The sequence below is a fragment of the Nocardia sp. NPDC050412 genome (assembly GCF_044458825.1).
In the GTDB taxonomy this organism is placed as follows: Bacteria; Actinomycetota; Actinomycetes; order Mycobacteriales; family Mycobacteriaceae; genus Nocardia.
In genome coordinates, this window is the sequence record NZ_JBITIJ010000008.1 from 273,556 (window position 1) to 295,789 (window position 22,234).

General features: G+C 65.4%; 21 protein-coding genes. 11 read left to right on the forward strand and 10 right to left on the reverse strand.

What is annotated here, in order from left to right; genetic code table 11:
• Positions 1-54: 54 nt before the first annotated feature.
• Positions 55-1,653 carry an ABC transporter substrate-binding protein gene (locus ACIBI6_RS24085; RefSeq protein WP_396957902.1) on the reverse strand — a complete coding sequence of 533 codons (1,599 nt, stop codon included), beginning with the start codon at positions 1,651-1,653 and terminating at the stop codon, positions 55-57.
• Positions 1,654-2,087: 434 nt separating this feature from the next.
• Here ACIBI6_RS24085 and acs point away from each other — a divergent pair, with 434 nt between their 5' ends.
• From acs to ACIBI6_RS24105, 4 genes are all read left to right on the forward strand, one after another.
• Positions 2,088-4,040 carry an acetate--CoA ligase gene (gene acs / locus ACIBI6_RS24090; protein WP_396957904.1) on the forward strand — a complete coding sequence of 651 codons (1,953 nt, stop codon included), beginning with the start codon at positions 2,088-2,090 and terminating at the stop codon, positions 4,038-4,040.
• Between the two features lie 180 nt (positions 4,041-4,220).
• Entirely contained in the window at positions 4,221-5,480 is a 1,260-nt protein-coding gene (gene nhaA / locus ACIBI6_RS24095; RefSeq protein WP_396958013.1) for a Na+/H+ antiporter NhaA, read from the forward strand.
• The gene (locus tag ACIBI6_RS24100; protein ID WP_396957906.1) at positions 5,477-6,010 is read left to right on the forward strand and encodes a phage holin family protein; all 534 of its coding nucleotides are present in this window, start codon (positions 5,477-5,479) and stop codon (positions 6,008-6,010) included. Before nhaA ends, ACIBI6_RS24100 begins: the two co-directional genes overlap by 4 nt.
• A 63-nt stretch (positions 6,011-6,073) precedes the next feature.
• Positions 6,074-7,009, forward strand: coding sequence for an alpha/beta fold hydrolase (locus ACIBI6_RS24105; protein WP_396957908.1), 936 nt, complete (start codon positions 6,074-6,076; stop codon positions 7,007-7,009).
• 110 nt (positions 7,010-7,119) lie between these two features.
• On the opposite strand, the gene ACIBI6_RS24110 is transcribed toward ACIBI6_RS24105, so the two are convergent.
• From ACIBI6_RS24110 to nth, 4 genes are read right to left on the reverse strand one after another with little or no spacing between them, the layout of a single operon-like run.
• The gene (locus ACIBI6_RS24110) at positions 7,120-8,313 is read right to left on the reverse strand and encodes a MarP family serine protease (RefSeq protein ID WP_364354186.1); all 1,194 of its coding nucleotides are present in this window, start codon (positions 8,311-8,313) and stop codon (positions 7,120-7,122) included.
• Positions 8,310-9,029, reverse strand: coding sequence for an NUDIX hydrolase (locus ACIBI6_RS24115; RefSeq protein ID WP_396957911.1), 720 nt, complete (start codon positions 9,027-9,029; stop codon positions 8,310-8,312). Before ACIBI6_RS24115 ends, ACIBI6_RS24110 begins: the two co-directional genes overlap by 4 nt.
• Positions 9,026-9,661 (reverse strand): redoxin family protein, encoded by a 636-nt coding sequence (locus tag ACIBI6_RS24120; protein ID WP_396957913.1) that lies wholly within the window; start codon positions 9,659-9,661, stop codon positions 9,026-9,028. Before ACIBI6_RS24120 ends, ACIBI6_RS24115 begins: the two co-directional genes overlap by 4 nt.
• Positions 9,658-10,491: an endonuclease III gene (nth, locus tag ACIBI6_RS24125; protein WP_364354192.1), complete on the reverse strand. Its 834-nt coding sequence runs from the start codon at positions 10,489-10,491 to the stop codon at positions 9,658-9,660. The genes ACIBI6_RS24120 and nth overlap by 4 nt, the downstream gene beginning before the upstream one ends.
• Before the next feature lie 91 nt (positions 10,492-10,582).
• On the opposite strand from nth, the gene ACIBI6_RS24130 reads away from it, so the two are divergent.
• Entirely contained in the window at positions 10,583-10,825 is a 243-nt protein-coding gene (locus ACIBI6_RS24130; RefSeq protein ID WP_040686056.1) for a hypothetical protein, read from the forward strand.
• Between the two features lie 158 nt (positions 10,826-10,983).
• Positions 10,984-11,658, forward strand: coding sequence for a Crp/Fnr family transcriptional regulator (locus ACIBI6_RS24135; protein WP_011206875.1), 675 nt, complete (start codon positions 10,984-10,986; stop codon positions 11,656-11,658).
• A gap of 152 nt (positions 11,659-11,810) precedes the next feature.
• Here the strand turns inward: ACIBI6_RS24135 and ACIBI6_RS24140 are convergent, their stop codons facing one another.
• The 3 genes from ACIBI6_RS24140 to ACIBI6_RS24150 are packed head-to-tail and all read right to left on the reverse strand — an operon-like array spanning position 11,811 to position 13,252.
• Positions 11,811-12,605, reverse strand: a complete 795-nt coding sequence (locus ACIBI6_RS24140; RefSeq protein WP_364354196.1) for an MBL fold metallo-hydrolase — start codon at positions 12,603-12,605, stop codon at positions 11,811-11,813.
• Between the two features lie 9 nt (positions 12,606-12,614).
• Positions 12,615-13,073, reverse strand: a complete 459-nt coding sequence (locus ACIBI6_RS24145; protein ID WP_364354199.1) for a RidA family protein — start codon at positions 13,071-13,073, stop codon at positions 12,615-12,617.
• 17 nt (positions 13,074-13,090) lie between these two features.
• Positions 13,091-13,252, reverse strand: a complete 162-nt coding sequence (locus ACIBI6_RS24150; RefSeq protein ID WP_085998464.1) for a DUF4177 domain-containing protein — start codon at positions 13,250-13,252, stop codon at positions 13,091-13,093.
• Between the two features lie 492 nt (positions 13,253-13,744).
• Here ACIBI6_RS24150 and ACIBI6_RS24155 point away from each other — a divergent pair, with 492 nt between their 5' ends.
• Both ACIBI6_RS24155 and ACIBI6_RS24160 read left to right on the forward strand, forming a co-directional pair.
• Positions 13,745-14,764: an ArsA-related P-loop ATPase gene (locus ACIBI6_RS24155; RefSeq protein ID WP_364359567.1), complete on the forward strand. Its 1,020-nt coding sequence runs from the start codon at positions 13,745-13,747 to the stop codon at positions 14,762-14,764.
• Positions 14,761-15,900 (forward strand): ArsA family ATPase, encoded by a 1,140-nt coding sequence (locus tag ACIBI6_RS24160; RefSeq protein ID WP_364359536.1) that lies wholly within the window; start codon positions 14,761-14,763, stop codon positions 15,898-15,900. The genes ACIBI6_RS24155 and ACIBI6_RS24160 overlap by 4 nt, the downstream gene beginning before the upstream one ends.
• 101 nt (positions 15,901-16,001) lie before the next feature.
• Here the strand turns inward: ACIBI6_RS24160 and ACIBI6_RS24165 are convergent, their stop codons facing one another.
• Entirely contained in the window at positions 16,002-16,325 is a 324-nt protein-coding gene (locus tag ACIBI6_RS24165) for a WhiB family transcriptional regulator (RefSeq protein ID WP_040686051.1), read from the reverse strand.
• A 435-nt stretch (positions 16,326-16,760) separates the two neighbouring features.
• On the opposite strand from ACIBI6_RS24165, the gene ACIBI6_RS24170 reads away from it, so the two are divergent.
• A complete protein-coding gene (locus tag ACIBI6_RS24170) occupies positions 16,761-19,133 on the forward strand; it encodes a penicillin-binding protein (RefSeq protein ID WP_364359540.1) in 2,373 nt (790 codons plus the stop codon).
• A gap of 64 nt (positions 19,134-19,197) precedes the next feature.
• On the opposite strand, the gene ACIBI6_RS24175 is transcribed toward ACIBI6_RS24170, so the two are convergent.
• Positions 19,198-19,662, reverse strand: coding sequence for a GatB/YqeY domain-containing protein (locus ACIBI6_RS24175; protein WP_364359543.1), 465 nt, complete (start codon positions 19,660-19,662; stop codon positions 19,198-19,200).
• A gap of 169 nt (positions 19,663-19,831) precedes the next feature.
• Between ACIBI6_RS24175 and ACIBI6_RS24180 the strand changes: the two genes are divergently transcribed.
• A complete protein-coding gene (locus ACIBI6_RS24180) occupies positions 19,832-20,794 on the forward strand; it encodes a metallophosphoesterase (RefSeq protein WP_396957915.1) in 963 nt (320 codons plus the stop codon).
• Between the two features lie 126 nt (positions 20,795-20,920).
• Positions 20,921-22,180, forward strand: a complete 1,260-nt coding sequence (locus tag ACIBI6_RS24185) for a hypothetical protein (RefSeq protein ID WP_396957917.1) — start codon at positions 20,921-20,923, stop codon at positions 22,178-22,180.
• Positions 22,181-22,234: the final 54 nt, after the last annotated feature.

Genomic DNA, 22,234 nt, shown 5'->3' on the forward strand with positions numbered 1-22,234 from the left:
GGGTGAGCGGCGCGGCCGTGCCGTCAGAATGTGCGGCACGACCGCGCCGAGCGGCTACTTCTCGATGTTTTCGAAGTCGAACAGACCATTCCAGGCCAGGTCGGCCTTCTTCACCTTGTCCGAACGTCCCGCCGCGGCAAGATAATCGATCACCGGGATATCGGCCATATCCTTGATCAGCAACGCCTGCGCCTGGGCCACGATCTTGTACGACTCTTCCAGCGTCGGCGCGGCCAGCGCAGCGTCGAGCAGGTGGTCGAATTCGGGGCTCTTGTAGTCGACGTTATTGGTCTCGGAGTAGCTGTAGTACTGCGAGGTGAGGAACTGCAGCATGGTCGGGTAGTCGCCCTGCCAGCCGTAGCGGAACGCCTTGCCGATCGTCTTCTGGTTCACCAGATCTCGGATGTTCTTGAATGTCGGATACGGCGCGCCGACCGCATCGATGCCGAGGGTGTTCTTGATGCTGTTGGCCACGGCCTCGACCCATGCCTGATGGCCGCCATCGGAGTTGTAGGCGATCTCGTACCGACCCGACCACGGCGAAATGGCATCGGCCTGCGCCCAAACCTTCTTGGCCTCTTCGGGGTTGTACTTCAACACCTCCGAGCCGGGCAGGTTGCCGTTGAATCCGGGCAGAGTGCTCGAGGTGAAGTCGCGTGCCGGAATCTTGGTGCCGTTGAAGATGGTGTCGCAGATTTGCTGCCGGTTGATCGCCATCGAGAGGGCCCGGCGACGCAACAGTCCTTCCTCACCGCCGAAGTGCGGGACATTGGCCTGGACGCCGATGTGCTGGTTCTGCGCGGACGGATCGAGGATCGCGCGATCGCCGAGGTCCTTCTTGTACGAAGTCAGCGCGCTGTCCGGAATCGTGTCGAGGGTGTCGAGGTTGCCCGCCTGCAGATCCGAGTACGCGGTATCGAACGACTGGTACATGACGAAGCGCAGACCCTTGTTCTTGGGCGCACGTCCGCCCCTGTAGTCCGGGTTGGGCGTCAGGTCGATCTTGACGTTGTGCTCCCAGGTCTGGAACTTGTACGGGCCATTGCCGATCGGGTTCTCACCGAAGGCCTTCATATCCTTGAATGCGGCATCGGGCAGCGGATAGAACGGTGCGTAGCCGAGTTCGGTCTCGAAGTCGATGGACGGCGACTTCAACTCGACGGTGAAGGTTCGGTCGTCGACCACCTTCAGACCCGACATCGTTTGTGCCGTGGGCTTTTCCGACGAAACCTCGTCGAATCCGACGATCGGGGTGAACGCGTAACTCTGCAGCTGACCATTGGTGCCGAGGGCGCCGTAGTTCCAGGCGTCGACGAACGACTTCGCGGTCACCGTGGTGCCGTCGGTGAACTTCCAGTCCGGCTTGATGGTGATCGTGTAGGTCTTGCGGTCGTTCGTCTTGATGGACTCGGCCATCTCGTCGTGCGCAACGCCTTTGCCGTCGTAGTACTTCAGACCCGCGAACAGCCGGTCCACGACGCGGCCGCCCATATTCTCGTTGGTATTGGTCGGCACCAACGGATTCTGCGGTTCACCCCCGTTGGTGGTGACGATGTCGGCGTCGGCACTATCGCTCGACGAACATGCGGACAGTCCCAGGCTTGTGGCCAGCAGGACTGCCGCGGTCAACGCTGTAGCTCTGTTGAATCTCAACGCGTTCTCCCGATTTCGAGACAGGCGAAGGGGATCCGCGACGACGCATGGGTATCTGCCCAGCGCGCCTCGACTCGATCCGCCTTGGAATGCCTGGGACGTTAGCTATTCGAAGCAGCCTTGTCACCGGATTGACAGAGGTTCGTTCCACTTGTTACCAATCCGGCAACATCGTCGAAACGCGTTAAACATTAAGGAGAAGACGGGCATCCGCCGGAAGTATGCCTCCGTTGGGGCTTCCGGTGTCCGGAGCTGGTTGGTCTATGACGATAGCGACCGAAGGCCCGGTTTGTCAGCGGATCGCGCAGGATACCCGCCGAGGTGACGCGATGGAAACCCATTGGACACAGCAGGCGCGGGCTGGATCACAGTTGGTTACTGTCGAAATCGACTGCGACTGCCAGCACCACGGGGCTACGTGAGGAAGAGACGAGATGACCGAAACCACCGACCACCGGGACTCGTACCCGCCGACCGCGGCATTCGCCGCGGCGGCGAATGCCGACGCGTCGTTGTACCAGCGGGCCGTGGCGGATCGCGACGCGTTCTGGGCCGAACAGGCCCAGCGGCTGCACTGGGAGCAGCCGTGGACGCAGGTGCTCGACTGGAATGACCCGCCCGTCGCGAAGTGGTTCGTCGACGGAAAGCTCAATGTCGCCTACAACTGTGTGGACCGCCATGTGCTCGACGGGCACGGCGATCAGGTCGCCATCCATTGGGAAGGCGAACCGGGCGACTCCCGCGACATCACCTACGCCGAACTCCTCGCCGAAGTTTCCCGCGCCGCAAACTATCTGACCGAACTCGGACTCGAAGCGGGCGATCGGGTAGCCATCTACATGCCGATGGTTCCCGAAGCGATCGTGTCGATGCTCGCCTGCGCCCGACTCGGGCTGACGCATTCGGTGGTATTCGCGGGCTTCTCACCGACCGCGCTGCGCCAGCGCGTCGACGATGCGAGCGCCCGGCTGATCATCACCACCGACGGTCAGTGGCGTCGCGGTAAGGCCGCACCGCTCAAGGAGGCTGTCGACGAGGCGCTCTACGCCAACGGCGATGTGCCGCACTCTGTGGAACACGTACTGGTGGTGCGCCGCACCGATATCGAGGTGCCGTGGACCGAGGGCCGCGACCTGTGGTGGCACGAGACCGTCGCGCAGGCCTCCCCCGAACACCGGGCGCAGGCCTTCGATGCCGAGCATCCGCTGTTCATCCTCTACACCTCCGGTACCACCGGTAAGCCCAAGGGCATCCTGCACACCAGCGGCGGATATCTCACCCAGGCGTCCTACACCCACCACAATGTCTTCGACCACAAGGCCGGACAGGACATCTACTGGTGCACCGCCGATATCGGCTGGGTCACCGGGCACACCTACATCGTCTATGGACCGCTGTCGAACCGAACCACCCAGGTCGTATACGAGGGCACACCGAACTTCCCGGATGAGCACCGGCACTGGAATATCATCGAAAAGTACGGCGTCACAATCTATTACACGGCACCGACGTTGGTACGCACATTCATGAAGTGGGGTAGGGAGATTCCCGCGGCCCACGATCTGTCCAGCATCCGGGTGCTCGGCAGCGTCGGCGAACCGATCAATCCGGAGGCCTGGCGCTGGTACCGCGAGGTGATCGGTGCGAACTCCGCGCCCATCGTGGACACCTGGTGGCAGACCGAGACGGGGTCGATCATGATCTCCCCGCTGCCGGGCGTCACCGCCGCCAAGCCCGGCGCCGCGATGACAGCGCTGCCCGGTATTTCGGCGAAGGTCGTCGACGAAGAGGGCAAGGCGGTCGAGCTCGGCGAGACCGAGGCCAACGGTTATCTGGTGCTCGATCAGCCGTGGCCATCGATGCTGCGCGGCATCTGGGGCGATATGGACCGCTACCGGGCCACCTACTGGGAGCGCTATGCCGAACAGGGCTGGTACTTCGCCGGTGACGGCGCCAAGCTCGATGCCGACGGCGACCTATGGGTGCTCGGCCGGGTCGACGATGTGATGAATGTGTCGGGCCACCGCATCTCCACCGCCGAGGTCGAATCCGCGCTGGTCGGTCACTCCGGGGTGGCCGAGGCTGCCGTGGTGGGCGCCAGCGATGCGACCACCGGACAGGGCATCGTCGCGTTCGTAATCCTGACGGCCGAGGCCAAGGACACCGGCGATGCGCTGATCGACGAACTGAAGGCGGAGGTGTCGCGGGAGATCAGCCCGATCGCCCGGCCGCGCGAGATCCACGTGGTGCCCGAACTGCCCAAGACCCGCAGCGGCAAGATCATGCGTCGACTGCTGCGCGATGTCGCCGAGGGCCGCGAATTGGGCGACACCTCGACACTGGTCGATCCCAATGTTTTCGAGGCGATCCGGGCCAGCCGCGCCTGAGTCGGCACACCGAAACGGCACATCGTAGGGTCGGTGGCGGAATTCGTCACCGACCCTATCCGTTAGGATTGCTTAAGGTGTGCCGGGAAGTCTGGTCGGCGTGCGGTCGTGTACCTGAAAGCCGGATCGGTGGGATTGCGCGTCCGCGGTCCAGCCCACCCCGGCGGAAGGTTTCCCGTGATCACCCAAGTGCGCTCGGAGCTGACGCGCTATCTACGCACCGAAACCGTTGGCGGTGCAATACTTCTTATCGCCGCCGCGGCCGCATTGCTGTGGGTGAACTCGCCGTGGCGCGAGAGCTACTTCACCCTCACCCAGTACGTCCTGCCGATCAACACGCTGCATCTGAATCTCACCGTCGCGGACTGGACCGAGGACGGTCTGCTCGCGATCTTTTTCTTCGTCGCCGGATTGGAGCTCAAACGCGAGCTGGTGGTCGGCGAACTCGCCGATCCCAAGCGGGCCGTGCTGCCGATCATCGCGGCGGTCGGCGGGGTGGTCACACCGGCGCTGATCGCATTCGCGGTCGGATTCGGCGTCGACGGGATGGACCGAGGCTGGGCGATTCCGGTGGCGACCGATATCGCGTTCGCGCTGGCCGTGCTGGCCATGACCGGATCCCGGATCCCGGCCAGCGCGCGGGTCTTCCTGCTGAGCCTCGCGGTGGTCGACGATCTGCTCGCCATCATCCTGATCGCGGTACTGTTCACCACGACGTTGTCGGCGCTGTGGCTGCTGGCCGCGGCGGCCTGCTTCGCGACGTGGGCGCTGGCCCAGCACAAGCGGATATCCACCCCGCTGCTGTATGTGCCGCTGGCGCTGGTCTCCTGGTACGCCCTGCACGAGGCGGGCATACATCCGACGCTGGCCGGTGTCGCGCTCGGTCTGCTCACCAGGGTGCGCCAGGATCCCGGCGAGACCCAGGCCCCGGCAACGCGGCTCGAGCATATGATCCAGCCGATCTCGGCCGGACTCTGTGTGCCACTGTTCGCCTTGTTCGCCTCCGGAGTTCCGTTGGACGGCAAGGTTTTCCAGCACCTGTTCAGTGACAGACTGCCGCTGGCCATAATTCTCGGGTTACTGCTCGGCAAGACCGCCGGTATCTTCGGAATCAGCTGGGTGGCAATCCGATTGGGCATTGCGAAGCGTCCGGCCAGCCTCGGCTACCGAGACATGTTCGCCCTCTCGGTGCTCGGCGCGATCGGCTTCACCGTTAGCCTTCTGGTGGCAGAACTCGCGCTGACCGACGTCGGTGACGGCTCGGCCGTCGAATTGGCCAAAGCCGCGGTGTTGGTGACGTCAATGACGGCGTCGCTCGCGGGTTCGGCGCTACTGTTGCGGCGTGGGCGTGTCCACCAGGCGCGGCGGGACGCGCGTGCGATAGAACGAGAGATTGAGGCGGAAGCAGTGCCGGGACAGGGAGAAGGGTCGACCAAGTGAGTTTCGCCCAAGATAGGAATGGGACGCAGCGCGGTAACGGGGATGAGTCGCGTCGCGACAACACTGTCACCTCGATTCCCCTCTCGGACGCCAATCCCGCGGGGTCGGCGACTTTCGGCGCCCTCGTCCGCGATGCCACCGAGCAGATGTCCACGCTGGTGCGCGCCGAGGTAGAGCTGGCCAAGGCCGAGGTGACCGGGGAGATCAAGAAGGGGCTGCAGGGCAGCGTCTACTTCATCCTCGCGCTGACCGTGCTGTTGTTCAGCACCTTCTTCTTTTTCTTCTTCCTGGGCGAGTTGCTCGATGTCTGGCTGGCGCGCTGGGCGGCCTTCCTGATCGTTTTCCTGCTCATGATCGTCGCGACGGCGGTCCTGGCCCTGCTCGGCTATCTGCGGGTCAAGAAGCTGCGGGCGCCGGAGAAGACGATCGATTCGCTCAAGCAGGCGCGCACGGTGCTGCCGAGCGGATTCGGCTCGCACGAGGAGCACCTCACGCTCGCGGAGCCGACACGGTCGAAGTCACTCGAGTAGCCGCCGGGCGGCGCGGCAGCGTCGACTAGGCGGTGGGCCGGACCCCTACTAGGCTCGGTCGGCGTGTCGTCGAACTCATTTCCCGATCCGTCCAGCGTCCGTTACGACGGGCCGTGGACGCATCGGGATGTGCACGCGAACGGCATACGCTTCCATGTCGTCGAGGCCGCGCCGGAGCGCCCGGACGCACCGCTGGTCGTCCTGCTGCACGGATTCGCGGACCTCTGGTGGTCCTGGCGGCATCAGCTGACCGGACTCGCCGAACTCGGCTATCGCGCGGTCGCGGTGGATCTGCGCGGCTACGGCGACAGCGATAAACCGCCGCGCGGCTATGACGGTTGGACGCTGGCCGGTGATATCGCCGGACTCATCCGCGCCATGGGCTACTCCGAGGCCACGCTGGTCGGACATGCCGATGGCGGACTGGTGTGCTGGACGACCGCGGTGCTGCATCCCCGACTGGTGCGCTCGATCGCACTGGTGAGCTCCCCGCATCCGGCCGCGCTCAAGAGCGCGGTGCTGCGCGACCGGCGCCAGCGACGCACCTGGCTGCCGAACTTCCTGCGCTATCAGCTGCCGCGCTACGGCGAACATCTGCTGACCACCGGCAACGGCTTCGAGGTCGAGCGGCTGCTGCGCCAGCGGGTTAGCCGGACCTGGTCAGGCACCGCCGAATTCATCGAGACGGCCGATCGGATGCGCTCGGCCATCCAGATTCCCGGTGCGGCGCACTGTGCGCTGGAATATCAGCGTTGGGCCTTCCGCAGTCAGTGGCGGCCGGACGGTCGGCGGTTCATGGCCACCATGCGGGTGCCGATCCGCATTCCGGTGCTCGCCATGCGCGGTGAACTCGACGGCTACATCCTGCCTGCCACCTTCCAGCGCGGCCGCCGGTTATCACCGCAGCGGCGACAGGTCGTGATTCCCGGCGCGGGTCACTTTGCGCACCAAGAGAACCCGGATGCGGTCACGATGGAGTTGGCCAAGCTGCTCGGATAGTCGGGACCGATTCTCGCCTGGCCAACTTGTCGAACGGCAGGTTGGCGGCACGCTTAGCGTTGCATCCGGCCGGGGGACCGGCGCGCGAGCCAGTCGCCCCTCAGCCGGTCTCAGCTCAGTACGCAGGCTCCGGTCTGGATCTGCGTATACGAGCCTGGCGCGGCCTCCAATTGCGCACGCACCTCGTTCAGCGTCAGCACATAACCGGTGTCATCGTCGGTGACCGCCGCACCGAAGACCACACCGAGCACCTGCCCCTCCGTATCCACCAGCGGCCCACCGGAATTACCGGCTCGCACCAAACCGCGGACGGTGTAGACCTCGCGCTCGACCGTGCCGTTGCGGTAGATAGTCGGCCCGGTCAGATCCAACGTCTCGCGCACGCGAGCCGCGCTGGCCGTGTACGGTCCACCGCCCGGGTAGCCGAGCACGATGGCACTGTCGCCGGAGTGCGCGGCCGAGGGCGCCTGCGGGACGATCGGGGCGGTGAGGCCGGGCACCGCGAGCACCGCGACGTCCTTGGATGGATCGAACAGCACCACCGTCGCCTCGAGCGGACCGCGCGCGGTATCCACGCTGACGCTCGTGGTACCCGCGACCACATGCGCATTTGTCATCACGCGTTCGGGTGCGATCACGAAGCCGGAGCCCTCCAGTGCCCGCTGGCAGCTGGGCGCGACACCGCGGATACGCAGCACACTCTGCTGCAGCGACGCCGCGACCGGACTGGCGAGCACGCTGGGATCGGGCGGTTCGACGGCCGCGATCGGCGCCCGACCGAACGGTCCGATGACATCCGGCAGCCCGGAGGTGTTGAGCAGTTTGGAGAATTCGTTCGGCAGCCGCCGCAGCCAATTCGGCGAGACATCGTTGACGTCGGCGAGCACCTTCGAACCATTGATGGCCGCGGCGATGGCGGGCTGGGAAGAGGTGGCCAGCGGCAACGCCAGCAGCCACGCGGTGACCAGCACCGCGACCGCCTGCAGCACCGCGCCGACAGCACTGTCCACACTGCGGGTGAACGGATGCCGCATACCGCCGCGCGCGGCCCGGCCGAGCACCATGCCCGCGACCTCACCCACGATGACCAGCAGCACGATCAACAGCACGCCGGTGAGCACCCGCGGTCTGCCCTCGTCGACGTGGACCAGAATGTGCGGCGCGATGAGAATGCCCGCGACCGCGCCGAGTACGACGCCGAGGAAGGCCAGCGCGGAAGCTACCGCGCCCTGTCGCCACCCGGAGGAGGCGGCAAGCAGCGCGAGCAGCACCACCGCGATATCGAGCCAAGCCGATGAACTCATAACGTCATCCCTACGGCCGCCAGCGCGGACTCTAGATCGCGAACATCGCTGTGGTCCCAGTCCCGTTCCCACCCGGCGGATTTGCAGATGCCCGCCAGAATGCCGCCGGTCAGTCCCCACACCAGCATTCCGTCCACCTGGAATGCCGGACTCTGATAGCCGAGGCTGCCGCGCACCATGAAGCGATTCGCCGGGTCCAGCAGATCGGCGAGCGGCACTCGCACAACGCGTTCGGTCTCGGTGTGATTGACCACGCGAACCGTCCTCGGGGTGTGCCAATAGGCCACCACCGGGGTCACATCGAATCGGGACGGTGGCACGAACAGCTTCGGTAGCACCGCAAAGGGTTCGACGCCCTCGCGTGCCAGCCCGGTTTCCTCACAGGCCTCGCGCAGGGCGGTATCGATCGGTCCGGAGTCGCCGGGGTCGACCGCACCGCCGGGAAATGCGACCTGACCGCGGTGTTGGCGCATGGTGGACGCGCGCTGAGTCAGCAGCACATCCGCATCGGCGGGCAGCCCGCCCGGGGTCTCGGGATCTGCTTCGGGCGAACCACTGAACAGCACGAGCACGGCCGCCTGCCGCGGTGTGGTGCTGATTGTCATGGCCCGCCGGACCGCGCGCGCCAACGACAGCGTGTCGGTGGAATCGGTATTCGGGTCCGCCGTTCGGCGCAGCCACTTCGGGATGCTGTCCGGCATGGAGATCTCGGTCATGCCGCAACTCCCAAGTTATTCGCGACCGTATCGGCGATATCGTCGACGCCGTTGAAGGCACGCACCACCACCTCGGCAACCGAACCATCCGCACGCAAAAGCACTGACACCGGCAGCACCGCGGGTGCACCGACCGCGGTACGCACCTTGGTGCGCGGGTCGAGGACGCCGGGCAACGTCACCTTCAGGTCGGTCAGCAACGCGAGCGCCCTCGCCTCATCCGGATCGCTGTGCACGGTCAGCACGGTAATCGCGTTTCCGGCTCGTCGCGCGTACTCCTGCACATCCGGCAACTCTTTGGCGCACGGTCCACACCAGTACGCCCACAGGTTCAGCAGTGCGGGTTTGCCCGCGAGTGCGGCCGCCAGGTCGACCGATTTGCCGTCGGATAGACAGCTCAGGCCGAGTCCGGCAAGCGGGCCGCGGCCCACCGTATCCGCGCTCGGCGCCGGACAATTCGCGAGCCCGGCAGCGGTGCGCGCCTCGACCGATGCGCTCGCTGGGGAATTCGCCGGATGGTTGCCGCTCGTCGCGGTGTCATCGTGATCGCGGGGCCACAGCGCGACCGCCAAGGCCACTACGGTGATCAACCCTGCCAGCGCCAAGCGCGCCGCGACAGGTATTCGTTTCACCGGCCCACCAGCTCGAGCAGATGCTCCGCCTCCGGACCCTTCACCAGCTTCGCCGCGGTCTCCGGGTCGGTCGGCCCGACCCCGAACGATGGACAGTCCTTGGCCAACAGGCAGACACCGCATGCGGGCTTGCGGGAATGACAGACCCGACGCCCGTGGAAGATCACGCGATGGGACAGCATTGTCCATTCCTTGCGTTCGATCAGCTCGCCGATGGCGTGTTCGACCTTCACCGGATCTTCCTCGGTGGTCCACGCCCAGCGTCGCACCAGCCGACCGAAATGGGTGTCGACGGTAATGCCGGGCACCCCGAAGGCGTTGCCGAGGATGACGTTGGCGGTCTTGCGGCCGATGCCGGGCAATTGCACCAGTTCGTCGAGGGTGTGAGGCAATTCACCATCGAAGCGTTCGACCAGTGCCTGGCCGAGTCCGATCAGCGAACTGGTCTTGTTGCGGAAGAAGCCGGTGGGCCGGATGTATTCCTCCAGCTCCGCGCGGTTTGCCTCGGCGTAGGCGCGGGCGTCGGGATACTTGGCGAAGAGCGCGGGTGTGGTCAGATTCACCCGCTCATCGGTGCACTGCGCGGAAAGTATTGTCGCAACCGCCAATTCGAGCGGTGTGCCGAAGTCGAGCTCGCAGTGCGCGTCCGGAAAGGCCACCGCGAGAGCGCGGTTCATCCGGCGGGCCCTTCGGGTGCGGCCGAGCTGGGTTTCCGCTTGTCGCGCTCGGGATTTGCGCTTCGGCGCGGGGACCGCGGCAAGTTGCGCATCGGTCGCCTCGACGGCAGGCGCAGGCCCGCTCACGGCAGCAGTGGAGGGGGAGACACGCACGCGTCCACCATACGGAACCACTCCACAACGGTGCCCTCCTAGATCTCTTGCCGTGTTCCATCTGAGACCTAGACCGTGTTTACTGCTCGTCATGCAAGGACTCGCTGTGGTGCTCTTCCCAGTGGTGCTGATGCTTTTCGCACTGGGCATGGAGCGGGTCGAGAATCGGCTCCGCAAACTTCTCGAACCCGACGAAGAGGTTCAGCAGTACCTGGACAAGGCAAGCAACGCCGAAGTGAAGGAGCTGACGAAGCTCGGACTGCCCGCCGCGGTGGCACGGATGCGCAGGCGCCGTTCCCGTGGCGAAGAGCTGGACGTCGCACGCGCCAGCTGAATCTGAATTGAATCCCCTACCGACCGGTACCTGGTACGCCGCGCAATCCACTCGTTACGTGGTGTCTGTCACTACGCTGCCGTAATGCCGCGTAGACTGCGCTGTTGGCCGATTCGCTTCGGTCCAGGACAGAGCCATTTCCCATAAGGAGCACATTCGTGGACGAGGCCCTCGCCAGAGCAGGCATCTTCCAAGGCGTAGAGCCCACCGCGGTGGCGGCCCTCGCCAAACAACTGCAGCCCGTGGATTTTCCGCGCGGCCATGTCATCTTCAACGAGGGCGAACCCGGCGACCGGTTGTACATCATCACCTCCGGAAAGGTGAAGATAGGACGGCGTTCCCCGGACGGCAGAGAAAACCTGCTGACCATCATGGGTCCGTCGGACATGTTCGGTGAGCTGTCGATCTTCGACCCGGGTCCGCGCACCTCGACCGCTACCACCGTGACCGAGGTCCGTGCGGTCACCATGGACCGTGACGCGCTCAAGTCCTGGATCGACCAGCGGCCCGAGATCGCCGAGCAACTGCTGCGCGTCCTCGCCCGTCGCTTGCGCCGCACCAACAACAACTTGGCCGACCTGATCTTCACCGACGTCCCCGGCCGGGTCGCCAAGGCGTTGCTGCAGCTCGCGCAGCGGTTCGGTACCCAGGAGGCCGGTGCGCTGCGGGTCACCCACGACCTCACCCAGGAAGAGATCGCGCAGCTGGTCGGCGCCTCCCGCGAGACCGTGAACAAGGCTCTGGCCGACTTCGCGCACCGCGGCTGGCTACGGCTGGAGGGCAAGAGTGTGCTGATCTCCGACTCCGAGCGCCTGGCCCGCCGCGCGCGCTGACGCTCGAACCCCATAGGCGACCGGAGAGCCCGGCCGCCGACCAGACGCGCTGCGGCAGGTGGACGCCGTGGCATCTGAATGCAGAAGCACGCTGAGTTATGCAAAAGCACGCTGAGTTCAGCTCGAATGAACTCAGCGTGCTTCGGTGTTTGCTAGTTCTGCTCGGCGCGCAGGTACTCCAACTGCGCCTGCACCGAACTACGCGCGGCAGGCCAGAGCCGCTTGTCGACATCGGCGTAGACCTTGCGCACCACCGACATCGCGCCGGCGTTCGGCCCGAGGATGCGCAACGCCTCCCGCACCTGATCGAGCCGCTCCTGCCGGTGCGCGATGTAGTACCGCGCGATCGGTTCCAGATCGGGATGGTCCGGACCATGTGCGGGCAGTAGCGCGCGTCCCACACCCACCTCGACCAGCTTGTCCAGGGATGCCAAATAATCGGCGAGGGCGCCGTCGGTGGAATCGAGCACAGTGGTGCCGAAGCCGAGAATGGTGTCACCGGTCAACACCGCGTCGTCCAGGACGAAACTCACCGAATCCTTGGTGTGGCCGGGGGTGTCCAGGACGGTGATCCGCAATCCGGCGGCCTCGATCACCTCGCCGTCGACCAGCGGCGCATCGGAATCACGCAGGAATTCGGTGGTCCTGGCCCGCACCGGCGTACCGGTCAGCTTGGCCAGCCGATCGATACCGCCGGTGTGATCGTGATGCCGGTGGGTGATCAGGGTGAGCGCGATATTGCCGTCGGTGGCGCGGGCGATCGTTTCGCTGTGCGCCTTATCCTTCGGTCCCGGATCGATGACGACGTATTCCGATTGTCCCGGCGCGCGCAGCAGCCAGGTATTGGTGCCTTCCAGCGTCATCTGGCCAGGATTGTCCGCGAGTACGACCGCCGCGGTCGGCGTGACCTGCCGCAGCTGGCCGTATGCGGGATGGGTGAGCGTCATCGAACCTGTTTAGCGCACTTCGGCGATCAGTTCGACTTCGACGGGGGTGTTGCGGGGCAGTTCGGCGACGCCGACCGCGGAACGCGCGTGCACGCCCGCATCACCGAAAACCGCACCGAGCAATTCCGATGCGCCATTGATGACCTGCGGCTGATCGGTGAATCCCGGTGCGGAAGCGACGAATCCGACGACCTTCACAATGCGCACCACCGCATCGAGCCCGACCAGATCGTGCACCGCTGCGATCGCGTTCAGCGCGCAGAACTTGGCCGCCTCCTTGGCCTGTTCGAGCGAAACCTCCGCGCCGACCTTGCCGGTCGCCGATAGCTGTCCGTCCACGAACGGCAGCTGGCCGGAGGTGTAAACCAGCGAACCGGTGCGGATCGCCGGAATGTAGGCGGCGACCGGTGCCACAACCGGCGGCAAGGTCAGGCCGAGCTGGGCGAGGTTCTTCTCCCACTGGGTCATAGATGCAGTCCCTTCGATTACTTGGGGCGCTTGAGGTAGGCGACGTGCTGTTCGCCGGTCGGACCGGGCAGCACAGTAACCAGTTCCCAACCGTCGGCGCCCCACTGGTCCAGAATCTGCTTGGTCGCATGCGTCAGCAGCGGAACGGTGGCGTACTCCCATACCTTCGAATCACTCATGACTGTAACTTTGGCAGCGCCTCCGGCGCTGCGTGTTCGCGACCCCCCGGTGTCTCGCGGCCGACCCTTTCGAGCGAGCCGCAAGCAGTCGCTAGCGGCGCCGTCGAGAACCGCGACTTCGTCGCATACGCTTCGACGACTCGGCTGTGTTCGATGGCCCGCGCCTTCAGCGCCGTGTTCGATGGCCCGCACCTTCAGCGCCGTGTTCGATGGCCCGCACCTTCAGCGCCGTGTTCGATGGCCCGCACCTTCAGCGCCGTGTTCGATGGCCCGCGCCTTCAGCGCCGTGTTCGATGGCCGCGAGATGGGCCGCGAACTCCTCGCTCGTAAGACTCGCTCCGTCGTGCTCGGTAGGGCAGGTATCTCACCTTGCGGCAAACTCTGGCGCAACTGTCTGAGGCAGAATCTCTGGAAAATGAGGCGCTGACCATATCGCTGGGACGCGGTCTCGGAACTGGTTATAGGCTCGCGATCGTGGGAGTACCAACAGCAGTGCCTATTTCGGCGGAGCCGGGGCTGGAAACGGGTTGGCCGGAGCGCGCGGATAGGGCCCGCCTGCATTATGTCTCCGGCAAAGGGGGGACCGGCAAGTCGACGGTCGCCGCCGCGCTGGCACTCGCGCTGGCCGCGGGCGGACGGCGGGTGCTGTTGGTCGAGGTGGAGAGCAGACAATCCATTGCCCAGCTGTTCGATCTGCCGCCGCTGCCGCCCACCGAAACCAGGATCGCCACCGCGGACGGCGGCGGTGAAGTTGTCGCGCTCGCACTGGATATCGAGCACGCCTTTCTCGAATACCTGGATATGTTCTACAACTTGGGCTTCGCCGGGCGGGCGATGCGCCGGGTCGGCGCCATCGAATTCGTCACCACGATCGCACCTGGTCTGCGCGATGTCATCTTGACCGGCAAGATCAAGGAATGCGCTGTCCGAGTGGACAAGCAGGGCAAGCAGGTATTCGACGAAATCGTCGTCGACGCACCGCCGACCGGACGCATCGCCAGCTTCCTCGATGTCACCCAGGCCATGGTCGAGGTGGCCAAGGGCGGGCCGATCGCCTCGCAGGCCGAGGGCGTTTCGCGGCTGCTGCACTCCGATCAGACCATGATCCACCTGGTCACCCTGCTGGAGGCACTGCCGGTGCAGGAAACCGCCGACGCGGTCGCCGAACTCACCGCCAATGACCTTCGGATCGGCACCGTCATCGTGAACCGCGCGACCAAGGGCCAGCTACCCGCCGACGTGCGGAATAAGGCCGCGCAGGGCGATATCGACCTCGACGCCATTCGCGCCGGACTCACCGAGGCCGGAATTTCCCTATCGGACCAGGACTTCCAGGGCCTTATCACCGAAACCGTCGAGCATTCGGCCACTTTGCGGGCACAGGACGACAGCGCCGCCGAACTCGCGAAAGTGGATGTATCGCGGATGTATCTGCCCGCACTCGCCGACGGCATGGATCTCGGTGGCATCTATGAACTTGCCGAACATCTGAGCAAGCAGGGGGTCCGATGAGCAATCCGAATATGGCTGCGCCACTGGATATTTCGAGCATTATCGCCGACCGCACCGCGCGAGTGGTGGTCTGCTGCGGCTCCGGCGGCGTCGGCAAGACGACCACCGCGGCGGCCATCGCCTTGCGCGCGGCCGAGCAGGGTCGCAAGGTCGTGGTGCTCACCATCGACCCGGCACGTCGGCTGGCCCAGTCACTCGGTGTCGCCGATCTGGACAACACCCCGCAGCGGGTGGCGCTCGGCCCGGAGGTCAAGGGCGAACTGCACGCGATGATGCTCAATATGCGGCGCACCTTCGACGATATGGTGCTCGAGCACACCAATCCGGAGAAGGCGGAGCAGATTTTCGCCAATCCCTTCTATCAGACGGTCGCCTCCTCCTTCGGTGGTACGCAGGAGTACATGGCGATGGAGAAGCTCGGTCAGTTGGCCGGGCACAAGGAGTGGGACCTGATCGTGGTCGACACTCCCCCGTCGCGCAATGCCCTCGATTTCCTCGATGCGCCCAAGCGGCTCGGAAACTTCTTGAACGGCAGGATGATCCGGGTCATCATGGCTCCCGGTCGCGGTGTCACCCGATTGGTGACCGGTGCGATGAGCCTGGCCGTACGCGGTGTGTCGACTGTTGTCGGCGGCCAGATGCTCAAGGATGCGTCGAATTTCCTGCAGTCGCTGGAGTCGCTGTTCGGTGGGTTCCAAGATCGCGCGGACCGTACCTACGCGATGCTGTCCAAGCCGGGCACGCACTTCGTGGTGGTCGCGGCCGCCGAACCGGATGCGCTGCGCGAGGCGTCGTTCTTCGTCGACCGGCTCTCCACCGAACGCATGCCGCTGGCCGGACTGATCTTGAACCGGACCCACCCGGTGCTCAGCTCACTATCGGCCGATCACGCGCTGACCGCCGCCGATCAACTGGCCGAATCCGATCCGCTGACCGCCGCGGTGCTGCGCATCCATGCTCAGCGGGTCGCCACCGCCAAGCGCGAACAGCATCTGCTGCACCGGTTCACCGGTGCGCATCCGCGCGTGCCGATCACCTCGGTGACCGCGCTGCCCTTCGAGGTCTCCGATCTCGAGGCGCTGCGTGCCGTCGGTGCACAGCTCACCGATGCGCACGAGGTCGAGGTGACCGCCTGAGCCGAAATCGACTGAGCGGCTGTGTCATTCTGATGTCGGTTTGATATAGGCCCATTAACGAAGCCGAGCCCGCAATCGCGGGCTCGGCTTCATTTCCAGGGTTAGATTGCAATTTGATGTTGACGCTGGGCCTGGAAAAAGTCTGCCCAGGACGTCACCTCCGGGTGCTGCTTGAGCAGCGCACGACGCTGCCGTTCGGTCATTCCACCCCACACGCCGAATTCGACTCGATTGTCGAGCGCATCGGCCCCACACTGCATCAGCACCGGGCAGTGCCTGCAGATCGTCGCCGCCTTGCGCTGCGCCGCGCCGCGGACGAACAGTTGATCGGGGTCTACTTCCTTGCATCGGGCCTGGGCTACCCAGGCGATCCTTGCTTCGGCCTGCTCTACGTCCAATCGAGCGATGGGGGTTGTCATGTGCATTTGGTGTGCCCCTTTGCAGTCCGAACACCGGGTCAACGGCGCTCCAGAATCGCGTGTCAGTGTCGCAGCAACCCAAACCCCGCTGCGAACTGCACCACATTCCACTTTGAGTGTTAGCTCTATCACACTGGGTTCTCAATCTAGGTAAAGGTATGGCCTCTGCGCAAGACCGTCCCGAGACTTTTTGGTACGTCCGTCCCTGCAACCGTGATCCAGAACCGGGCGGTCGACTCGCCCTGCGGTCCGCCCCTCCGCGACACGCCGGAATCCATCCCACGACACGCCCAATCGGGGCAGGCTGCGCCTCGCTGGCGCTCAGCTCCGTGCCGGGCCGTGTCTATTGCTCACTCGCCGTGCTCGCTCGAGAACTCCAGGATCCGCGCTACACGCAAACACACCCGAGAGCGCTAAATCGGCACCCCGTAGTCTGGGCTCGTGCCGATCACACATACGCTCGCGAGGCTGGCCGGCAGCTGCGCGCTGGCCGCCGTGCTCGTCGCCGGGTTGTTGTTCCCTCTCGCAGGCGGTTTCGGGTTCGTCTCCAACCGGGCCGCCGACGCCGTCGACAATGTGTCCGCGGAGTTGGTGGAGGGCACCGTCCCCGCCGTCTCGACCATGGTCGACGCGAACGGAACGCCCATCGCCTGGTTGTACGAGCAGCGCCGCTTCGAGGTCCCCAGCGACAAAATCTCCAACGATATGAAGTTGGCGATCGTCTCCATCGAGGATCGGCGCTTCGCCGAGCACGCGGGTGTGGACTGGACGGGCACCATGCGCGCGTTCGTCACCAATACCAGCAGCGGCGAGGTGCAACAGGGTGCGTCCACCCTCGATCAGCAGTATGTAAAGAACTTCCAGCTACTCGTCGTTGCCAAGACCGACGCCGAGCGCCGGGCCGCCATCGAGACCACACCCGCGCGCAAACTGCGCGAGATCCGGATGGCGCTCACGCTGGACCGGGAGCTGACCAAGGACGAGATCCTCACTCGATACTTGAATCTCGTCCCGTTCGGTAACTCCTCCTATGGCATCCAGGACGCGGCGCAGACCTACTTCGGCGTCGACGCCGCGAATCTGAATGTGCCGCAGTCGGCGATGCTCGCGGGCATGGTGCAGTCCAGCTCGAAGCTGAATCCTTACACCAATCCCGAGGGTGTGCTGCAGCGGCGCAATACCGTGTTGGACACGCTGATCCAGAACATCCCCAGCCGCACCGAGGAATTCCGCAAGGCCAAGTCCGAACCGCTCGGCGTGCTGCCCGAGCCGAAGGGGCTGCCGCGCGGCTGCATCGCCGCCAACGATCGTGGGTTCTTTTGCGACTACGCGATGCAGTATCTGGCCAATGCCGGTATCAGCCGCGAGCAGATCAATACCGGTGGCTACACGATCAAGACCACGCTCGATCCGGCTCTGCAGGATTCGGTGAAACGTTCGGTTACCGATGCCGCGAACCCGAACCTGGACGACATCGCGCAGGTGATGTCGGTGGTCGGCCCGGGACAGGATTCGCATCCGCTGCTCGCCATGGCCAGCAGCCGCACCTACGGCCTGAACCGCGATGCCAACGAAACGGTGCAGCCGCAGCCGTATTCGATGGTCGGTGACGGCGCCGGCTCGATTTTCAAGATCTTCACCACGGCCGCGGCCATGGAAAAGGGCCTCGGTATCAACGCTCAACTCGATGTACCGGGCCGATTCGAGGCAAAGGGCATGGGTAACGGTGGTGCGCGCGGCTGCCCGCCCGCCACCTATTGCGTGCAGAACGCGGGTAACTACAAGTCGCCGATGTCGGTGACCGAGGCGCTGGCCACCTCGCCGAATACCGCGTTCGTCAAGCTGATCCAGGCCGTCGGGGTCACCCCGACTGTCGATATGGCGGTTCGCCTCGGCATGCGCTCCTACACCGAGGCGGGCAGCTCGGGCCACGGCAACCAGAGCCTGGCGGACATGATCAAGGAGCAGAACCTCGGCTCGTTCACCCTCGGCCCGGTCGCGATCAACCCGCTCGAACTGTCGAATGTGGCCGCGACCTTGGGTTCCGGCGGCCGGTGGTGCCCGCCCTCGCCGATCAAGGAGGTGGTCGACCGTTACGGTAAGACGGTGCCGCTGACCCAGCAGGCATGCGAGCAAGTCGTCGATCCCGGGCTGGCGAACACCCTGGCCAACGCCCTTAGTAAGGACGACGTCAGCGGTACGGCGGCCGGTGCGGCCCAGGCCACCGGCTGGAATCTGCCGCTGTCGGCCAAGACGGGAACCACCGAGAGCCACCGCTCCTCGGCGTTCCTCGGTTTCACCAATTCGCTCGCGGCCGCGGCCTACATCTACGGCGACAGCCCGACGCCCGGTGAGATCTGCTCTTTCCCGCTGCGCAGCTGCGGCGACGGCAATCTCTTCGGTGGTAACGAACCCGCTCGCACCTGGTTCAACGCGGTCAAGCCGGTGATCGGGAACTTCCCGCCACCCGGACTGCCACCGCTGGACGATAAGTATGTGCGCGGATCCAATCAGGCTCAGGTCCCCGATGTCGCGGGCATGACCCAGGGTCAGGCGACCGCCGCGCTGGTCGCCGCGGGATTCCAGGTCTCGCCGGTGAACGGCGTCGGTGCGCCGCCGAAGGGGACGGTGATGGGGACAGCGCCGAATGGGTCGGCGATTCCCGGGTCGGTGATCACGATCTATATCAGCGATGGGACCGAACGGGCACCCGCGCCGGCACCTGGACCGGCACCGGCGCCTGGGCTTCCGATTCCGGGTATTCCCGGCATACCGGGATTGCCGAATATTCCGGGATTCCCAGTGCCTCGATAGCGCCACTGACAATACGAAAGCCGCCGACCCGGATCCCGGATCGGCGGCTTTCGTATATGTATGGCTACAGGCGCGCCTTCACGGCGGCCGAGATCCGGGAGCCGTCGGCCTTACCAGCGGCGATCGCGGTGGCCGCCTTCATGACCTGACCCATCTGGCGCATGCCCGGCCGCTCGCCGAGTTCCTCGGCGACCTGCGCGATCGCGGTATCGGCGACGTCGGCGACCTCGGCGTCGGTCAGCTGCGTCGGCAGATATTCATCGATGATGCGCGCCTCGGCGTGTTCGTTGGCGGCCAGGTCGCCACGCCCGGCCTGGGTGTAGACCTCGGCCGACTCGTTGCGCTTCTTCGCCTCTTTCTGCAGTACGGCGATGACCTCGGCGTCGGAGAGTTCACGCGCCTGCGAGCCCGCGACCTCCGCGGTCTGGATGGCGGCGAGCAGCATCCTGAGGGTGGCGAGGCGCAGCGTGTCCTTGGCTTTCATCGCGGCGGTCATATCCGCACGCAGCTGCGATTTGAGTTCCGACATGTGCCACACGGTAGCCGTTTCCCCGTTCCCGGCCCACTACATTTGACGCTCGACCCGGATTCACCACACGCTCCGTAGCGACTGCTTGCAGGTCGCTCGAAACGACCAGCCGACCGCTTGTGCGGAAACACACTCGGCGTTCCGCACCGGGGTCACCTATGCTGGGCAAATGCCCGTAATCTCGACCTCCGCCATCCGACGAACCGCGTTGGGAGCCGCCGGGGCCGCGGTGGCCGGTATCGGCTACGCCTCGCTGATCGAACGAAATGCCTTCGTACTGCGCGAGGCCACGATGCCCGTCCTAGCGCCGGGCTCGTCGTCACTACGGATACTGCACATCAGCGATCTGCACATGATGCCCGGTCAGAAGCTCAAGCAGCAGTGGCTGCGGGAGCTGGATCGGCTGGAGCCGGATCTGGTCGTCAATACGGGGGACAATCTTTCGCACCAGAAGTCGGTGCCCGCGGTGGTGCAGGCCCTCGGCGGATTGCTTTCCCGCCCAGGCCTTTTCGTTTTCGGCAGCAATGACTATTTCGCGCCGGTGCCGAAGAATCCGGCGAAGTACTTCAAGAAGGATCACCGCCGGGTGTATGGCGCGCCGTTGCCGTGGAAGGATCTGCGCGCGGCCTTCACCGAACGCGGCTGGCTCGATCTGACCCACGTCCGCCGTGATATCGAGGTCGCGGGCATACGCATCGCGAGCGCGGGCGTCGACGATCCGCACCTGCAGCGCGACCGGTACGACACCGTCGCGGGCGCGCCCAACCCGCTCGCCGTGCTGAGCATCGGACTGTCCCACTCCCCCGAACCCCGGGTGCTGGACCGTTTCGCCGAGGACGGCTACGACCTGGTCATGGCCGGACATACGCACGGCGGCCAGCTGTGCCTGCCCGGATACGGTGCGCTCGTCACCAACTGCGGTATCGATCGCTCGCGGGTGAAGGGCTCGTCCAAGTGGGGCGCGCACACCCAACTGCACGTCTCCGCAGGTCTGGGTACCTCGCCGTGGGCGCCGTACCGGTTCTGCTGCCGTCCCGAGGCGACGCTGCTGACTCTGGTCGCCGCACCGCCGAAGCGTCCCAATGCCGATAGCGGACAGGGCGTTTCACCCTCGGAAGCCATCGCTCGCTGAGTTCCGCTAAGGTCCTTTGCCGAGACTGACGTCAGGCAGGGGACAGCGTGAGCGGGCGGAGCGAGTGAACCATCAACACAGCGTGCAATCGCGCACGACGAAGCCGAGCGCCAGCGGGGCACAGTCGTGAGTGATTCCGACGACCGGCGCGAATCCGGTACTCCATATCAGCAACAGCCTTCCAGCGCAGAGCAATTCGGCCCTGCGCTGGGACAGCCGGGGCAGTCCGAGCCCGCTCGGCCGGCGGCCGACGAATCGCACAGCACGTTCGGTGCGCCGGTACAGCTCGATCCGACCGCACTGTCACCGTTCGGCCCGGAACCCACGGCCACACCGTGGAACGGCGGCGTCGCACCGGCGCTGCCCATGCCGTGGCCGCCCCAGCAGCAAACGACAAGTGCCCCTGGTCAATTCGATCCGACCCTGCAGTGGGCGCCGCAACCCGCTCCAGCATGGCGGGCGGGCTCGGCGCAGGCGGGCTCGGCGCAGGTGGGCTCGGCGACGCAATTCCAGCCCGGTGCAACGCCATCCGGACCGTATGGCGGGATGCAAGTGCCCCAGGGCCCGGGCTCGAATGCGCTCTTCGGTGACCGATTCGCATCGCACTTGACCGCCGCGTCGAGCGCGAATCGACCGACCCACGGACGCCGCACCACCTGGATCGCCGCCGCGGTCGCGACGCTCGTGGTCGCGGCCGGGGCGACGGTGGCGATCGTCACGGCCAACCACGACTCCGACGAGACCACGGCGCAAAATCCGGTTCCCTCGATGGTGAGTGCACTCACCCCAACTGGTTCGCATACCTCGACTCAGCCGACCACCACCAAGCACGCCCCGGCCAATAACGAAACGCCGGTCGTACCCGGTTACCAGGTGGTGGTGGCCACGGATCTCGGTGCCGCCTATGACGTGCCCGCCGACTGGACGGTGGCCCCCGACGGCAAGGTCGGTGGCTTCGGCGAACCGCCCAATGCCGTCACCGGTAAGGGGTTGGCCACCGAGGGGAAGAGTTACTGCCCCGGCTCGACCCGCACCGTGGCCTTCCTGACCGGCTCCAAGGACACCGATTCGGCAACCGCCGCAACCGAACTCGGCACCAGAACCGCCAAGATCGCATACCCCGACTCACCGGGCGGCACACCCGGCGCCGCGCAGCCGCTGCGCTCGCTCGACGGCTCCCAGCAGGGCATGTTCGTCGAGACCAAGGGCACCGCGACCAAGGTCAACCCGGGCTGCGCGACGGAGTACTCGATCTACACCTTCGCGACCCCGACCGATAGCGGCAATTTCGTCATGGTGATCGCGGCCGACACCGGCGTCCCCAATGGCGTCGACACGGCCACCGCGATGCGCATCTTCACCAGCATTCGACCCCACGGAGGCTGATTGACCTGCGGGTTTAACGTCTGGACGTGAGCTGTTGTAAGCTACTCCAGGTTC

Excerpts from the sequence above, each read along its gene's own strand:
- acs (WP_396957904.1), top strand. The coding sequence starts at position 2,088 with ATGACCGAAACCACCGACCACCGGGACTCGTACCCGCCGACCGCGGCA.
- ACIBI6_RS24110 (WP_364354186.1), bottom strand. The coding sequence starts at position 8,313 with ATGAGTTCATCGGCTTGGCTCGATATCGCGGTGGTGCTGCTCGCGCTG.
- ACIBI6_RS24115 (WP_396957911.1), bottom strand. The coding sequence starts at position 9,029 with ATGACCGAGATCTCCATGCCGGACAGCATCCCGAAGTGGCTGCGCCGA.
- ACIBI6_RS24130 (WP_040686056.1), top strand. The coding sequence starts at position 10,583 with ATGCAAGGACTCGCTGTGGTGCTCTTCCCAGTGGTGCTGATGCTTTTC.
- ACIBI6_RS24140 (WP_364354196.1), bottom strand. The coding sequence starts at position 12,605 with ATGACGCTCACCCATCCCGCATACGGCCAGCTGCGGCAGGTCACGCCG.
- ACIBI6_RS24145 (WP_364354199.1), bottom strand. The coding sequence starts at position 13,073 with ATGACCCAGTGGGAGAAGAACCTCGCCCAGCTCGGCCTGACCTTGCCG.
- ACIBI6_RS24150 (WP_085998464.1), bottom strand. The coding sequence starts at position 13,252 with ATGAGTGATTCGAAGGTATGGGAGTACGCCACCGTTCCGCTGCTGACG.
- ACIBI6_RS24160 (WP_364359536.1), top strand. The coding sequence starts at position 14,761 with ATGAGCAATCCGAATATGGCTGCGCCACTGGATATTTCGAGCATTATC.
- ACIBI6_RS24165 (WP_040686051.1), bottom strand. The coding sequence starts at position 16,325 with ATGCACATGACAACCCCCATCGCTCGATTGGACGTAGAGCAGGCCGAA.
- ACIBI6_RS24175 (WP_364359543.1), bottom strand. The coding sequence starts at position 19,662 with ATGTCGGAACTCAAATCGCAGCTGCGTGCGGATATGACCGCCGCGATG.
- ACIBI6_RS24180 (WP_396957915.1), top strand. The coding sequence starts at position 19,832 with ATGCCCGTAATCTCGACCTCCGCCATCCGACGAACCGCGTTGGGAGCC.